14 protein-coding genes are annotated in these 14,817 nt (G+C 66.9%); 9 read left to right on the top strand and 5 right to left on the bottom strand.

The features are described from left to right. Nucleotides 1-104: 104 nt before the first annotated feature. A complete protein-coding gene (locus tag AC0QDI_RS00340) occupies nt 105-353 on the top strand; it encodes an antitoxin VapB family protein (RefSeq protein ID WP_474664129.1) in 249 nt (82 codons plus the stop codon). Continuing rightward, entirely contained in the window at nt 350-751 is a 402-nt protein-coding gene (locus AC0QDI_RS00335; protein ID WP_474664127.1) for a PIN domain-containing protein, read from the top strand. The genes AC0QDI_RS00340 and AC0QDI_RS00335 overlap by 4 nt, the downstream gene beginning before the upstream one ends. A 241-nt stretch (nt 752-992) precedes the next feature. Here AC0QDI_RS00335 and AC0QDI_RS00330 read toward each other — a convergent pair whose 3' ends face one another. Both AC0QDI_RS00330 and AC0QDI_RS00325 read right to left on the bottom strand, forming a co-directional pair. Continuing rightward, nucleotides 993-2,315, bottom strand: a complete 1,323-nt coding sequence (locus AC0QDI_RS00330) for a MarR family transcriptional regulator (RefSeq protein ID WP_474664126.1) — start codon at nt 2,313-2,315, stop codon at nt 993-995. A gap of 196 nt (nt 2,316-2,511) precedes the next feature. After that, nucleotides 2,512-4,611: a DUF4129 domain-containing protein gene (locus AC0QDI_RS00325; protein WP_474664124.1), complete on the bottom strand. Its 2,100-nt coding sequence runs from the start codon at nt 4,609-4,611 to the stop codon at nt 2,512-2,514. A 167-nt stretch (nt 4,612-4,778) separates the two neighbouring features. Here AC0QDI_RS00325 and AC0QDI_RS00320 point away from each other — a divergent pair, with 167 nt between their 5' ends. The 3 genes from AC0QDI_RS00320 to AC0QDI_RS00310 are packed head-to-tail and all read left to right on the top strand — an operon-like array spanning nt 4,779 to nt 7,860. Then, nucleotides 4,779-6,368 (top strand): DUF58 domain-containing protein, encoded by a 1,590-nt coding sequence (locus tag AC0QDI_RS00320; RefSeq protein WP_474664122.1) that lies wholly within the window; start codon nt 4,779-4,781, stop codon nt 6,366-6,368. Continuing rightward, on the top strand, nt 6,365-6,934 hold the full coding sequence (locus AC0QDI_RS00315; protein WP_474664120.1) for a DUF8163 family membrane protein: 570 nt from the start codon (nt 6,365-6,367) through the stop codon (nt 6,932-6,934). Before AC0QDI_RS00320 ends, AC0QDI_RS00315 begins: the two co-directional genes overlap by 4 nt. Next, nucleotides 6,931-7,860, top strand: a complete 930-nt coding sequence (locus AC0QDI_RS00310) for a DUF7982 domain-containing protein (RefSeq protein WP_474664118.1) — start codon at nt 6,931-6,933, stop codon at nt 7,858-7,860. The genes AC0QDI_RS00315 and AC0QDI_RS00310 overlap by 4 nt, the downstream gene beginning before the upstream one ends. A 107-nt stretch (nt 7,861-7,967) precedes the next feature. On the opposite strand, the gene AC0QDI_RS00305 is transcribed toward AC0QDI_RS00310, so the two are convergent. From AC0QDI_RS00305 to AC0QDI_RS00295, 3 genes are read right to left on the bottom strand one after another with little or no spacing between them, the layout of a single operon-like run. Further along, nucleotides 7,968-9,005: an AAA family ATPase gene (locus AC0QDI_RS00305; protein WP_474664116.1), complete on the bottom strand. Its 1,038-nt coding sequence runs from the start codon at nt 9,003-9,005 to the stop codon at nt 7,968-7,970. Next, on the bottom strand, nt 9,002-10,123 hold the full coding sequence (locus AC0QDI_RS00300; RefSeq protein ID WP_474664114.1) for a DUF4350 domain-containing protein: 1,122 nt from the start codon (nt 10,121-10,123) through the stop codon (nt 9,002-9,004). Before AC0QDI_RS00300 ends, AC0QDI_RS00305 begins: the two co-directional genes overlap by 4 nt. Before the next feature lie 58 nt (nt 10,124-10,181). Next, the gene (locus AC0QDI_RS00295) at nt 10,182-10,463 is read right to left on the bottom strand and encodes a DUF8044 family membrane protein (protein WP_474664112.1); all 282 of its coding nucleotides are present in this window, start codon (nt 10,461-10,463) and stop codon (nt 10,182-10,184) included. 180 nt (nt 10,464-10,643) lie between these two features. Between AC0QDI_RS00295 and AC0QDI_RS00290 the strand changes: the two genes are divergently transcribed. From AC0QDI_RS00290 to AC0QDI_RS00275, 4 genes are all read left to right on the top strand, one after another. Beyond that, nucleotides 10,644-11,201 carry a metal-dependent hydrolase gene (locus AC0QDI_RS00290; RefSeq protein WP_474664110.1) on the top strand — a complete coding sequence of 186 codons (558 nt, stop codon included), beginning with the start codon at nt 10,644-10,646 and terminating at the stop codon, nt 11,199-11,201. A gap of 220 nt (nt 11,202-11,421) precedes the next feature. Continuing rightward, nucleotides 11,422-12,207: an ABC transporter ATP-binding protein gene (locus AC0QDI_RS00285; RefSeq protein WP_474664108.1), complete on the top strand. Its 786-nt coding sequence runs from the start codon at nt 11,422-11,424 to the stop codon at nt 12,205-12,207. 14 nt (nt 12,208-12,221) lie between these two features. Further along, nucleotides 12,222-13,538, top strand: a complete 1,317-nt coding sequence (locus tag AC0QDI_RS00280; protein WP_474664106.1) for an ABC transporter permease — start codon at nt 12,222-12,224, stop codon at nt 13,536-13,538. A gap of 2 nt (nt 13,539-13,540) precedes the next feature. Beyond that, nucleotides 13,541-14,767, top strand: coding sequence for an ABC transporter permease (locus AC0QDI_RS00275; RefSeq protein ID WP_474664104.1), 1,227 nt, complete (start codon nt 13,541-13,543; stop codon nt 14,765-14,767). Nucleotides 14,768-14,817 lie beyond the last annotated feature (50 nt).

The following is a 14,817-nucleotide window of genomic DNA, read 5'->3' as shown; positions in this document are numbered from 1 at the left end:
ATGGTCAGTCGGTCTCCTACTCTGGAAAACCCGCCGGAATATCACCACTTCTCGACGAGGCCGACCAAAGACCGAAGTAGCGTCAACGCGATTGTCAACGTAAGATGGGCACGGCCGATGAGCAGATCCGAGTGAGCAACCCGGTGAAACGCGAACTGGAGAAACGGAAGCGCGAAGGCGAGAGCTACAACGATGTCCTTGAGCGTGTACTTGGCGAGAAGACCGCGGGCGACTTCTACGATGGGTTTGGTCGCTGGTCCGGTGAGGAAGCACAGAGCGCCCGTGAGGGTCGCCGGAAAGCCAAAGAAAAGCGCAAGGAGCGGATGCGCCGACGGGCCGAGAACAGTGCATGAAGGTCCTCGATGCATCGTTTCTGATCGACTATTTGGGTGGCATCGAAGAGACCCGCGACTTCTATGAATCCGCAGGCGGGAGCGATGTCCGCTGGGTGATGCCTGTCCCGGCGTACGCAGAGATCCTCGTTGGCGAAGGGAATCTTCCAAACGGCGACGTCGACGGAGCCCGTGCAGACCTTTCTTGGGCCGAAGTCTACACCGTCGATGAGCGAACGGCGACGTTGGCGGGCGAGATCGCTGACGAGATTGAGCCTGGGGGCCCCTACCTCGATGGGGTAGACGCGCTGATTGCAGCCGTAGGGCGCGAGCTGGACGCGCCTGTCGTCTCTGGAGACGGCGATCTCACTCACGCGGAGACGAAAGAGGTCATCGAGGTCGATGAATATAGAGACTGACGTGTTGTTCACCTTTAATCAGCTTTGTCACCTCTGACTGCACTACTAGTACTCGGTGAAACGAATTGGTTCTAGATGGGGCCCACTAGTAATTGCTCGGATGAACGGAGTCAACTACGATAGCGGTCACTCGAGGGAACGAGTCACGCCCTAGTAGCCACCGAAACGCGTTCCATACTGATCGCAACGCTATCGTACGAGAGATGTACTATCGCTGTCCGTGGCTACTAGAGTACGACCACTAGCGGGTCGTGAGTAACTGCTTCAGAATACGCAATTCCTCGGCGTCCGAGATCTGTTCGGACTCGAGACAGGCGTGTGCGACCTTGTGTACGAGTTCGGGATCCGCGAAGACTGCCTGGTCGCTCGCGAGCTGGCGTTCGAGCGCCTCGACCCGTGCAGCGAGTTCGTCGATTTCGTCGTCCTCGTTCGTCGCCGTCGCCGTGCTCTCACGCTCGTCCGCGAGGGGGCTACCGGTCGAGGGATGACCGTCTCGAGCATCGGGACCCGACGCGTGCGCCGCGGCGTCCGAACCGGACGCGCGGTCCTCGCGATCCGCGGACTCGCCGGCCTCGAGGGAGTCTGCCTCGAGCGCATCGCCCTCGGGCGAGTCGCCCCCGAAAGAGACTTCATCGGATGAGTCGGTCTCCTCGGTTCCGCGCGCCGTTCCCGTACTATCCGCGTCGGATCCGCTCGCACTGACCGCGGTGTCCGCGTCGGGCCTATCGGCACGGACCGCGGGTTCCGTGTCGTCGGTTCCCGTCCCGTCGGTATACGCGTCCTCGACCGATCCCTCGTCGAGATCGTTGTCGATGCTCGCGGTTTCGTCCGCGGCTGCGTCGGCTTCCCCATCGGCACTCGCGTCGTCCGTCTCGAGGGGAGGATCCGACCGGTCGAACAGCCGCGCGACGAACGTCTGGCGCTCGGACCAGTCGAAACCGTCGATCCCGTTTACACGCTGACTGATGGTCGCGCTGGTCACGCCGAGTCGCTCCGCGAGCTCCGCCTGCGTCGCGTTCGGCCGCCGCTCGATTTCGTGGAGCGTCTCCAGTTGTTTTTCGGTGATATCGGCCGTCTCGAGCGGTCGACTCTCGTCGGGACTGTCGTGGGTGCTCATAGCTGAATCGGTCACTCCGGAATCGCGGTCGTCGTCCGCTGTCGAACGCTGCTCCCCCAGGGGTATCGAATCGTCGTCCTCCCCGATCGATCCCCGATCGTCGTCGCTGCTCGGACCGCCGTCCCCGTTCAGGTTGGCATCCTCGCTCGAATCGACATCATCGCTCGGATCGGCATCACTGCTCAGATCGGCCTCATCACTTCGATCGTCGTCGTCCAGTTCCGATGCGGGATCGTCGGCAGTGAGGCGTCCCGGGTCGCCGTACTCGTCGAGTACCTGCTCGACGAGCGACGTGGTCGCGCCGGTGACCTCGTCGGCGACAGCTTCCATCGACGCGTCCGGTCGCGCTTCCGCGACGGACAGGATTCGCTTGTGGACGACCGCTCGCGGAAATGTCGTTTCCCGCTCGATACGGCCCGCTGAGTCGGTTGATTGTGTATTACCCATACTCACCTCGAACGGTAATTCGCGCTACGTCTCCCGTCCTCCACCCGCTCGCTTATATCTTTTTCACACAATTGATACCATTCATATTCTTGGTTATTTCCCTGAATAAGAGCTAGCGGGAGGGAACCAAGGAGCGCTACGAACGAGTAACGTAACGTCCCGCAAACGGGGCACGACGCATCCCGCGAACGGGCCGTCAGTCGTCCGCCGGAACCCCGCCGTCCGAGGACTCGTCGAGATCGCACAGTTGCCGCGCTCGCTCGAGGACGCTCGCTGCCTCGTCCGAAGACACGCCGCCGGGATCGAACGCGGCACGTTCGTACTCCCGCGTGACGTCGCGGAGTAACGCGGCGTCCGCCGCGTCGTCAGTTCGAAACCGCTGATAGAACTCCCAGTGGGTCAGCGCGTCGGGCCCGTCGATCCGCGACGACAGTGCCCGCCGAACGGCGGCGTACCCTGTTCGTGCCGCATCGTCCGGCCGGCCGTTCGACAGCTGTTCGCTCGCTCGCTCGAGGAGGGGTTCGACGGCGTCGGACGACGGAGACGACGCGTCCGCCGGTCGCGTCCCGGCCGTCGGTCCGCCCGCTGTCGGCTCCCCGTCGCCCGCGGCACCGTCCCCAGGGTCCGGTCCGCCGGTACGACGATACCACCAGACGCCGAACCCGACCGCGATCACGGCGAGGAATCCGGCGACGAGCCAGAGTGGGGAGGACAGCTTCGTGTCCGCGTCGCCGATCGTAACGACCGTTTCTGCCGTCGCGGCCTCGATGTTCGAGCCGCTCCCGTCGTAGACCGCGGTCACGGTCACCTCGCCCCCAGCGATCGAGTTCGGAACAGCGACGCGTTCCTCGAACGTCCCGCCCCCGGTGGTCGTGACGGTGCCGACGGTCGTACCGTCGATTTGAATCTGTACTGACTCGCCCCGAATGCCGTCGCCATCGGCTGTGGCAAGTGTCCCGTTGACCGTCACCGCACGGTCGCCGTCCGACAGTCCCTCGATCGAGAGGGCGCTCTCCGTCTCGCGGACCGTCAGGTTCGTTCCGTCGGTCGCCGCGGCGAGGGCGCGATCCTCGAACGGCAGCCGGACGCTCAGTTCCTGTTGGCCGTCTTCGACGGCCGCCGGCAGCGAGACCGAGGTTTCAAACACGCCGTTTTGGACCGCTGCCGTGCCGATTCGCTCCCCGTCGACGGTCACCGCGAGGGAGACGTTGTCGACGGCGATTCCATCGACGCGAAGCTCGCCCGCGACGGCGTGTTGCTCGCCGTATGACAGCTCGCTCGGCGCATCCTCCAGCGAGACGGTCGGATCGACCTGATCGATCGAGACGCTGACGTTCGTCTCGTCACCCAGATACGCCGATTGGGATTCGGGGACGTAGCGGATCTCGAGTTCGTCAGCGGATAGCGGCTCGTCGGTCGGTCGATACTCGAGGGTGAATCCACCGGCCGAATCCGTCGTGACCCGCTCCGTGTGGTTGCCGACGTCGAGTCGGATCTCCTCGTTTGCAATCGGAGCACCGTCCGCCGTCCGCAGTTCGCCCGTCGCGACCAGCGGCTCGAGGAACGAGATCGCCTCCTGGTCGGGCGTGAGCGTCAGTTCCGTCTCCGTAAATTGTTGTTCCCGAACGATCGCCTGCTCCGATTGGATCTCCGTGGTCACGTTCTCGATCGCCGCGTCAGGCTCCGAGAGATCAGCGCCCGTCCCCGCCTCGATCTCGTCGTAGCGCTCCCGGACCGAGCCGCCGAGGGACTCGATTTCGTCCGCGAGCGTCTCGAGTTCCCGGCCGAGTTCCCGTGCACGCTCCTCGTTCCCCGCTTCGCGGGCCGCCTCGTACTCGTCTTTGGTCTCCCGATACTCCGCAACGGCTTCGGACAGCCGAGCCTGCTGCTCGCCGGCGTCCTCGAACTGCTCCTCGTGACTCTCTCCCTCGGTCTGTCCCGCAACGTCGACGTACTGACCTAGCCGATCACGGTACTCCTCTCCGACGTACTCACTGGCGAGCTCGTACTCGCCCTCGCTCAGCTGGATCGCGCCGTCGCCGAGCTGGGCCGCCAACCGATCGGCCAGCCAGCCTTCGACGCTCGCGAGGTCGCCGTCCTCGGCGTAGTCATCGGGATTTCGATGGGGGGTCGTCTCGTTTTGATCCTCGTCAGTGGCGTTTTGCTGGGCCACAACGAACTGAGCGGCGTCGCCGTCGACTGCGGCGGTCGAACTCGTCATGACGATCCCGCCGGTAATCGTCACGGAGACGACGAACAGAGCGAGGATCAGTGCTCGACCACCGGCGTAGTTCACACCGGAGAGTTGCGACGCATCCCAATAAGGTATTCTCTCGATCCGTGCCCTCCCACGTGCCATCACCTCGTGGTCAGCACGGTGTGGCCCGACTCGATAGCCGAGCGCGGACCGTAATCCCGAGTGCAACCAGTACTTTCAACACCGTCACCGGAATCTGTCAAGGCATGTATCTCACGCGCCGCGGCTGGACGGTCGGGGCACTCGTCGCAGTGCTCGCCGTCCTCGCGGTCGTGTTTGCACGGCCGATCCTGCTCGCCGGGTCGGCCCTCCTCGGCGCGTGGCTGCTCGCTCACCAGTACCGCTTCACCCGGGACCTCGAGCGAACGGTCGACTCGCTGTCGGTCGTGCAGTGGACCGCCCGGACGAGCATCCGTACCGGAGACGAGATGCCGGTCACGCTCACTGTGAAGCGCGAAACCGAGACGGCTCTCTCGCTCGAGAGTACTGCCGGGCTTCCGGTCGGCGCCACGACGACCGAACCCATCGCCGTGACGCTCGCACCGAGCGTCGAGCGAGCGGATCGAACGCGAACGATGCGCTGGCCCATCGCCGGCCGTCATTCGTTCGATCGCGCGACCGTAACGGCGACGGACGGACTGTTCAGCGAGACGGTCACCGCGGGGACGACGCCAACCGTGGCCGTCGAACCGCCCAGCCCCCGCGCGATCCACGTCGGTGAAGGCGGTGACCGGATCGCCGCCTCGTACGGCTCCCACGAGACCGGGCAGACGGGGTCGGGGATCGAACTGGCGGAACTCCGCGAGTACGTACCGGGCGATACGGAGAAGCAAATCGACTGGAAGGCAACGGCACGTCACGGAATGCCGTACGTCCGCGAATACGAGGCCGAGACCGACCGACGGACGCTGCTGGTCGTCGACCACCGCGCCTCGCTCGCGACCGGCCCGCGAGCCGAGACGCAACTCGAGGCGCTCCGAGAGATCGCGCTCGTTATTGCGGGCAACGCACGCCGGCTCAACGATCCCCTCGGGCTCGTGACGGTCGGTGACGGCGGGATCACGAACCATATCGGGATAGCCTCGTCGGTCGTCAACTACGGCTCGGTCCGCCGCCACCTGCTCGAACTCGAGCCGACGGCGGCGGCCACCACGCCCGTGGCGACCGCCTCTCGACCGGACGGCCCGCAGTCGATGGGGGACGCGACGGCTGCGTCGTCCTCCACGACGGGGTCGGCCGAGACACACGAATCGCAACCCTCGGACGAGACGACCACCTCGCCGATCGCACGCAACGGGAGCGGACGGCCCGCTGCACCGCGTCAGGACCGTCCCGCCCCAGCGGCCGTGCGACGATCGCTCGCCGACCTCGAGGGAATCGACGACGCGTTTGCGCGGACGCTACGCCCCTTCTATACCGATCGGGAAGTGTACCGGGAACGGATCGCCGAGACGCCGCTGTACGGAGCGGTCGAGCGGACGGTGACGAACACGAAGGGGTCGACCTGGACCGTCATCTGCACCGACGATTCGCGGCCGGCGGAACTGCACGAAACGGTCTCGCTCGCACGACGGAGCGAGTCCCGAGTAACGGTCCTGCTCGCTCCCGCGGTGCTCTACGAGCCGGGTGGACTCGCGGATCTCGAGCGGGCCTACGACAGGTATCTCGCGTTCGAGGAGTTCCGTCGCGAACTCGCGAAACTCGACGACGTCACCGCCCTCGAGGTCGGGCCGGCCGACCGGCTGTCGGCTGTCCTCGAGGCGGGGCGATCGAGATCGAGAGGTGGGCGCGCGTGAGCACCCGCATCGACTCGGTCCCGGCCGCGACCGGGCGAGACTGGCCGACCGGCGTTGCCCTCGCCGCGCTCGTCGTCGTCTTCGGCGTCGTCGCCGGCCCGCTCGGCCTGCTCGCAGGCCTCGCGACCGCGCTCGTCGGATACGTGCTCGGGCCGCCGTACGCGCTCGCGGCCGGCCACGTCGCGCTCGTGGCAGTCGTTCCGGCGGGGAGCGAACTGAGCGCCGTCGTGCTCGTGGAAGCCGCGTTCGTCCTCGTCTTGCTCGTCCCGTTGCGTCGGGGCGCGAGTCCGGGGCACACCGCGCTCGTCGCCGTCACCAGCGCGCTCGTGCTGGCGGGTGCCGCGTGGCACGTCCTCGACACGCAGTCGATCGGGCTCGCCGCCACCGCGGTACTCGTGCTCCTCGGGATCGGCGCGTACGGACTCCACCGGTTCGAACTCGTTCGACTCGGCCTCGTCCCGTGGAGCGACGACGGAGACGCATCGACACCGCTCGAGACCGAGCCGACGGCTGACTCGAGCGCCGAAACGACCCGATCGACGGCCGACCCTGCTACTGACTCATGAGTGGGAGTAACGCGGATCTAGACGAGACGACTGACCCGGACGCGACGACTGACCCGGACGCGGATCGAGCCGACGGGTCGGACGAGGACCCGCTCGAGCCCGCGGCGCGGGCGGAACTCCTGGCGGCTGAAAACCAACGGTTACGGACCGAGTACGTTCGCGCCAGACAGTCACAATACCGTCGAACCGCAGCGGGACTGGCCCTCGTCGGCGTCGTCGCGGCCATCGGTGCAGTCGTGTTTCCCGACGGACGGGAGGTGCTCTTCGCGCTCGCCGCGGTGGGACTGTTCGGCGGGGTACTCACGTACTACCTGACGCCGGGTACGTTCGTCGCCGCGGACGTCGGCGAGCGGATCTACGCCGCGATGGCGGCCAACGAGGCCGCCATCGCCGGTGAGCTCGGCCTCGCCGACGACAGCATTTACGTCCCGGCCGGTGAGCCCGAGGATGCGCGCCTGTACGTCCCCCAGCGATCGACCGACGAGTTGCCCGCGCCCGACGAACTCGACGGGCCGTTCCTGACCGATCCCGATCACCGCGGGCTCTCCCTCGAGCCGACCGGCGGGACGCTGTTCGAGGGGTTCGAACGTGCACTGACCGCAGAGCTCGCGACCGCGCCGGCACCGCTCGCGACACAGCTCGCTGACGGCCTCGTCGAGCAGTTCGAACTGGCGGCCAGCGCCGACCCGGACGTCGACGTCCAATCGGGTCGAGCCACCATCGCGATCACTGCCAGCGCGTTCGGCGCCGTTGACCGCTTCGATCACCCGATCGCCTCGTTCCTCGCAGTCGGATTCGTCACCGGCCTCGAGCGACCGATCCGACTCGAGGTCACGCCGGGCGACGAGCGGTCGGACTGGCTGGTTACCTGCCGATGGGACGATGATGAGTATGAGGCAGGTGTGGGTACAGACAGCAACTCGTGAAGAGACTGCACACGACGAGAACGGTGGTGGCGATAAGCGAGGGAAATCGGGAGCGGCGTGAGCGGTGTCGGGACTGCTCCGGACGGGCGTCGGTTGACATCACCGCCTCATTCGAACTGATTGTTGCCGCCATCACGCGCTGCGACCGAGTCGAACGCTTCGTCCGTCTCAGCACCCGGCGGCTCGATCGTATCGACGATCTCCGCGACGACATCTGCGGAGTCGATGTCGCTGAGGTCGGCGTCGGTACTCAGCACGAGCCGGTGGCGCAACACCGCCACCGCCATCGACTTGATGTCGTCCGGGATCGCGTACTCGCGGCCGTTGATCGCGGCTCGTGCCTTGGCACCGTTGAGAAACGCCAGCGTTGCACGCGGTGAGGCTCCGTAAGAGACGTCGGCGTGGTCCCGCGTCGCTGCGACGACGTCGAGCACGTACTCCTTGACCGGTGGCGCGACGTGAACCGCCTGGACGGTCCGGCGCGCGTCGACGAGCGCCTGCGGATCGATGACCTGCTCGACGTCGTCGGGCCCGAGATCCGGCTCGTCGTCGAATCGGTCCAGGAGCTCGCGTTCGTCCGTTCGGTCCGGCAACTCCAGCGTCAGTTTGAACTGAAAGCGATCGCGCTGGGCCTCCGGGAGCTGGTACACTCCCTCGGTTTCGATCGGGTTCTGCGTCGCGACGACCATAAACGGGTCGGGCAGCGAGAGCGTTTCACCCTCGATCGTCACGCGACGCTCTTCCATCGCCTCGAGCAACGCGCTCTGGGTCTTCGGCGTCGCGCGGTTGATCTCGTCGGCGACCGCGAGATTCGCGAAGACGGGACCGCGCTGGAGTTCGAACGTCCCCGCGCCCTGCCGGTAGATGTGCGTTCCCGTGATGTCGGCCGGGAGAGTGTCGGGCGTCATCTGGATCCGGTTGTAGTCGAGGCCGGTCGTCCGTGCGAAGAGGTTCGCCAGCGTCGTCTTGGCGATGCCGGGGACCCCCTCGAGCAGGAGGTGCCCACGGGTCAAGAGCGCGATCGTCAGGTACTCGACGGCCTCGTCGTTGCCGATGAGAACGCGGTCGATCTCACTGCGTAGCGACTCGTAGATTTCTTCGGGATCACCGCTCGTCCCGTCGGCCGGGTCCGTGGTACCGGTCATTCGTCGGTCTCCTCTTCCGAACGGGGATGGTTAAACGCTGTTATCATTCGCTGTATCTGGTCCTCGTCCCAGTCGGGATAGCGTCTGCGAAGGAACGCTGCGCGCTCGGCGTCCGAGAGGCTCGGGACTCCCTGTCCGTTGTGGCGACTCCCGGCCGGTCGGTATCGCTCGGGAAGACGGGCCTGTGCGGCCTCGAGACCGGATCGAACGCTGACTCGCGAGAGTATCGCAACGAGCCCGATTCCGATGGTCCCGACGAACAACTGGAGCAACGGCGAGTCGCGGATCGTCAGCACCGCACCGGTCAGTGGGGGAACGTCGGCGGCGTGTGAGCGGTCGAAGACGACGTGATCGGCGTCGGCGTACAGCCCGCGCACGAACGGGGCGTTATCCGGCTCGTCGTACATCGCATTGATCGTGATGCTGGGGTCGCCGATCACGACGACCTGTCCCTCGCTGACGTTCTCCACCGTCGCGACCGGGTAGGATCGGAGTTCGTCCTGGTCGTCAAGCTCGTCTTCCTCGGGCCCGAGGTACGCGAAGTCACTCGTCGCGACCAGCACCGTCGCGTTTCCGGGTTCGATCGCCGTCCCGTAGTTGAGAGTTAGCTGGGAGACACCATCCGTGAGCGTGTGGTTCTCGACGCCCGTCGCGACCGGCATCGTCGGCCCGCGGAAGTGGTGGCGTTCGTCCCGCAGGAGCTGCCCGTCGGCCCGCGCCTCGGCGCCGACATCGGAGAGAAGGGCGTTCCCGTCGGTACCGAAGTTCTCGAGGACGACCAGTGTTCCACCCTCGGCGACGAACTCTCGAACGCGTTCGGCGTCGTCCCCTGTATAGGGTTCGTCCGGCGCGATGACGAACGCGACCGTCTCGTTGGCCGGGAGCTCCGTGTACTCGGCGGTGTCTCGCAAGAGGTCGCTCTCGACGGCCGGATCGTCTGCAGCGTCCTGCCGGAGCTCGGACGTCCCGTCCCAGGACGGGTTATAGAGCCCGAAGGACGATGATGACGTCGCGGCCACGGTGCCCAGCGCGACGAGCACGGTCACGACAAGTACGAGTAACAACACTCGCGGCCAGTCGATTCCACCGTCGCCGAGGACGCCCTCGTACCAGCTCATTTGGTCACCTCCGAGACTCGAGCCGACGGTCGATCCGGGGAGCGCCCCACGCTGCGGTTCATAGGGGAATCACCTCCGGTGGGAGAATTTCGAGGATCCGTCGGACGACGATGACCGCGAATCCGACGAGACCGAGTAGAATGAGCCACCGAAGCCGGCGTCGCCACGTCGGCGTGACGTTGAACGGGGCCGTCAGCTCCGTGACGATCAGAAAGCCGATGAGCGAGCAGACGAAAAACAGCTCGTAGGAGAGCGCGTTCAGCAGCGCGAGGACGAGGACCGTCGCGACCATCCACGCGACGTGCCCGCGGACGAACTGCATCCGGCGCTGGGTCGGCATCTACTCCAAGGGGCAACGTCGGGACACCTAAACGTAGCGCACTTTGCACGGCAGCGGTGACGATCATTGCAACGGAGGGTTCTCGAGCCGTCAGCCGGTCTCGGTTCCGGTTGCGACTGTCGCAGAGCGAACCACCCGCGAACGTCACACCTTTTGTGCCGACCCCTGAATGCCGAGGCGATGTGGCCCTGGGGACACCTCGCCGTCGCGTATCTGGTATACACCGGCTACAGTCACCGACGCGACGACCGTCCACCGCGAGCGCTTCCCGTGATCGCGCTCGCCGTCGGCTCCCAGTTTCCCGACCTGATCGACAAACCGTTCGCGTGGTCCCTCGAGATCCTCCCCGGCGGCCGGACGCTCGCCCACTCGGTGTTCGTCGCCGCCCTCCTCCTCCCGGCCGCCTACGGCCTCGCCCGCCGCGTCGATCGGCCCGCAATCGGGACGGCGTTCGCCATCGGACACGTCTCGCACTTACTCGCCGACGTTCCGCCGTCCGCGGTCCTCTCTGGAGACCTCGGGGCGACGACCTTCTTGTTCTGGCCCGTCCTCGAGCCGCCGGCGTACGACCCGGTCGACGGGATTCTCGCCGGCTTCCTGCGCTACTCGATGGGGTGGTTCGAATGGGGCCAACTCGGCCTCGTCCTCGTCGCGCTCGTCGTCTGGTATCGCGACGGGACACCCGGTCTCGGCTCCATCCAGCGTGGCCTCGAGCGGGCGGTCGAGACCGCGTCGTGATCGGAGTGACCCAAAGCCGGCCCGATCCGAATCCACAAACAAATCGTCAGTAACTCGCCCTTTCGAGTCAGTGGTCGCGGTACAGCAGGTCGTGCGGCCGCTGGAGACCGTCCGACAAATCGCCGGATGGTCACTGTTGTCGGTATGAAACCGCATGTAGAGTACAGTAGGTGACTCAAAACAATGATCACCCGACGATATCACTCCGACGAGCCAGAAGATGGCGCACGATTCACCGGCCGGTACGGACGACGACGCTCGAGCGCGGGCGATCGGCGAGGAACTCGCTCGAGCGACCGCCGAGCCGCCGGTCACCGTCCGCTGTGAGGGAGTCACCCACCGGTACGGCGATGACTCGTCCGGACTCCGGAGCGCGTCGTCGCGATCCGTAACCGCGCTCCGGGACGCGTCCTTCGAGGCCCGCGCCGGCGAGGTCGTCGGCCTCGTCGGACCGAGCGGCAGCGGCAAGTCGACGGTGCTTCACGTCGTCGGCGGGCTGCTCGAGCCGAGCGAGGGGGCCGTCACCGTCCTCGAGACGGATCTGACGGCGCTCTCCCCGGCCGAGCGGACGCGTCTGCGACGCGATCACGTCGGATTCGTCTTCCAGCAGTTCCACCTGCTGCCGTCGCTGTCGGCGCGGGACAACGTCGCGCTCCCGCTGATCGAACGCGGCGTCTCGCGTCGCGAGCGACAGCGCCGGGCGGCCGCGTTACTCGAGCGGGTCGGTCTCGATGACCGCCGCTCCCATCGGCCGGGCCAACTCAGCGGCGGGGAGCAACAGCGCGTCGCGATCGCGCGGGCGCTGGTGACCGATCCCGAGATCGTCCTCGCCGACGAGCCGACCGGCGAACTCGACACCGAAACCGGCGCGCGCGTCCTCGAACTGCTCGTCGACGTCGCGGACGATCGGACGGTGCTCGTGGCGACCCACGACGAGCGGGCGATCGAAGTGACTGACCGCGTGCTCCGACTGCTCGACGGGGCGGTGACGACCGATGCGCGATGAGCGGGTGAGACGCGATGGCTGACCGGACTTCGGGCCGAAACGGAGGAGGCCCTCGAGGCCGCCGGCTTCGGCGGTGGCTCGGGCTCGGCCGGTTCTCGCTCGGCCGACTGGTGTCACAGCTGCGGCGACTGCCGAGACAGACCGCCGTGACGGTCTCCCTCGTCGCGCTCACGATCGCCCTGCTGGTGGTCGTGACCGGGATCGCGACCGGTCTCGCGGCCGATTCGACGGCCGACGACGAGGCGGATATCCGCGTCGTTCCCGAGGGAGGTGGCACGCTCTCGTCCGTCGTCGACGTCGAGAGCGCGCGCCTCGGCGACGTCCACGAGACCGCGGCGACGATCGAGCGCCGCGACGACGTCGCGTACGCGACGCCGGTCCTCACGGAGGCCGTCAGGGTTCGAACGGCGGGGAGCGACGAACCCGAAACCGTGCTCGCGATGGGCGTCGTTCCGCCGGCCGAACCGACCGAGATCGAGGGCGTCTCGACCGCCTCGCTCGAGCCGGGGGATCCCCACTACGCGAACGGGAGCTACGACGGGCCGCGGACGGGCGAAATCGTGCTGACGGACGCCGCGGCAGACGGGATCGAGGCGTCGGCGGGAGACGGTCTCGCGGTGCGGGGTTCGATGCTCGAAGCGGCGAACCGATCCGGGGAGGACGATCGGACTCCGACGCACACCGTGACGGCCGTCGAGGACGTGGCAACCACCGATTTGAGCGGCGAGCTTCCGCTCGTCGTGCTCCATCTGAGCGAGCTCCAGTCGATGACCGGTGCCGACGGCACCGATCTCGCCGATCAGATACTCGTCGAGACCGAAGAGGGGACATCGACGGCGGCCGCCGAGTCAGCGGCCGAAGACGCGTATCCGAACGCGACGATCCAGTCCGGGGACGACGGTGGGTTCGCGTCGATCCAGGGCGACGAGTTCGCGCTCGCGACGAGCCTCGTCGCCCTCGTCGTCGCGGTCGTGATCTGTGCGTTGTTCGTCGCGACCTCATCGGCGCTGACGATCGATCGGGACCGGCAGGCCATCGCCGTGCTCGCGGCGGTCGGCTTCTCGGTTCGCTCGCGCCTGGCCATCGTCGCGCTGACGACGCTGAGCCTGACGCTGGTCGGAGCGGTCGCCGGCGTCGTCCTCGGGATCGTCGGTATCTCGCTCACGAACTACGTGGCGACGGCAACCGTCGCACCGGGCCCGATCGCGACGTCCCGGCCGGCGTTCGTTCCCTACGCCGTCGCGGTCGCGCTGATCGCCGGCATCCTCGCGCTTCCGTACCCGCTGTATCTCGTCGCTCGAACGAACGTCGTCGCCGAACTGGGTCGATAACCGTGGGTCGACGACTCACCAAAGGGCGCGCGGTCGCTCGGCTCGCGATCAGTCAGGTTCGCCACGAGCGCGGCCGGACTATCCTCGTCGTCCTCGCGATCGCGCTGGCCGTCCTCGCCGTCACGCTGCTGGCGAGTCTCGGGCTCGGGGTCCTGCAGACCGGCGAAGAACGGTTCGACCGGGCCGGACAGGACATCTGGATCTCGGGCGAGGCCGTCGAACTGACGGCGACCGGCGGTCTCGAGAACCCGATCACGGACTCCCATCGGATCGCCGGCGACCTCGAGCGGCGCGACGACGTCGAGAGCGCCTCGCCGCTCGCGTTCCACGCGATCTACGTCGGGACGGAGCCGGACGACCTCGAACTCGTGACGGGGGTCGGCGTCCCTGGAACGCAGGACGCCCGTACCGACACCGGCGACGGCTTCTCGGCAGGGGACGCCCACTACGCCGACGGGAGCTACGACGGACCGATGAGTCAAGAAATCGTCATCGACCCGCAGACGGCCGAGGCGCTCGATATCGGCGTCGGCGACGAGATCCACGTCGGGACGAGCCGGGAGACCGCCGCCGAACGGGAGTTCGAGGTCGTCGGGATCTCCTCGACGTACTCGTCGTTTCTCGGCACGTCGACGGTGACGATGCCGCTCAGCGAATTACAGGAGCTCACCGGGACCGCGGGATCGGATCGGGCGACGTTCGTGACCGTCACCACGACGGACGACGCCGACCGAGGCGCCGTTAGCGACGACATCCAGCGGTCGTATCCGGAGTACGACGTCCGGACGAGCGACGAGCAGTTCGAGTCGATGCTGAGCGAGTACCTGCTGGTGCTCGCCAGCGGAGCCACGCTCGTCGTGCTGGCACTGGTCGCCGGGATCGCTCTGACGACGAACACCCTCGTTCTCGTCGCCGTCCAGCAGCGCGAGGAACTCGCAGCGTTGCGGGCGCTCGGCCTCTCGCGCGGACTGATCGCGGGCGTGGTCGGCGGCCAGGGGTTCGCACTCGGCGCGCTCGGCGGGATACTCGGACTCCTCCTAACGCCGGTGGCCGCGCTCGCGCTCGAATGGCTGGCCGACTCGGTCATCGGGTTCGAGAATTTGTTGCGAACGCCGCCGAGTATCTACGCGGCAGGGCTCCTGATCGCGATCGGCATCGGAACCCTCGGTGCCCTGGTCGCCGGCTGGCGGGCGGCGCGGTACGCCCGGGTCGACGCGCTCTACGGCTGACAGCGGTCGAAGGCATCCGCGCTCGAACGGGGACCGCGTGTCGGCGTGCT

The sequence above is a fragment of the Natrinema sp. LJW11 genome (assembly GCF_056135975.1).
The sequence above is the reverse complement of the archived record's forward strand: the minus strand, read 5'-3'. Positions and strand labels throughout refer to the sequence as shown.

Bases quoted from the DNA above. Each gene is read 5' to 3' on its own strand.
- AC0QDI_RS00340 (WP_474664129.1), top strand. From the start codon at position 105: ATGGGCACGGCCGATGAGCAGATCCGAGTGAGCAACCCGGTGAAACGC.
- AC0QDI_RS00335 (WP_474664127.1), top strand. From the start codon at position 350: ATGAAGGTCCTCGATGCATCGTTTCTGATCGACTATTTGGGTGGCATC.
- AC0QDI_RS00330 (WP_474664126.1), bottom strand. From the start codon at position 2,315: ATGGGTAATACACAATCAACCGACTCAGCGGGCCGTATCGAGCGGGAA.
- AC0QDI_RS00320 (WP_474664122.1), top strand. From the start codon at position 4,779: ATGTATCTCACGCGCCGCGGCTGGACGGTCGGGGCACTCGTCGCAGTG.
- AC0QDI_RS00310 (WP_474664118.1), top strand. From the start codon at position 6,931: ATGAGTGGGAGTAACGCGGATCTAGACGAGACGACTGACCCGGACGCG.
- AC0QDI_RS00305 (WP_474664116.1), bottom strand. From the start codon at position 9,005: ATGACCGGTACCACGGACCCGGCCGACGGGACGAGCGGTGATCCCGAA.
- AC0QDI_RS00300 (WP_474664114.1), bottom strand. From the start codon at position 10,123: ATGAGCTGGTACGAGGGCGTCCTCGGCGACGGTGGAATCGACTGGCCG.
- AC0QDI_RS00295 (WP_474664112.1), bottom strand. From the start codon at position 10,463: ATGCCGACCCAGCGCCGGATGCAGTTCGTCCGCGGGCACGTCGCGTGG.
- AC0QDI_RS00290 (WP_474664110.1), top strand. From the start codon at position 10,644: ATGTGGCCCTGGGGACACCTCGCCGTCGCGTATCTGGTATACACCGGC.
- AC0QDI_RS00285 (WP_474664108.1), top strand. From the start codon at position 11,422: ATGGCGCACGATTCACCGGCCGGTACGGACGACGACGCTCGAGCGCGG.
- AC0QDI_RS00280 (WP_474664106.1), top strand. From the start codon at position 12,222: ATGGCTGACCGGACTTCGGGCCGAAACGGAGGAGGCCCTCGAGGCCGC.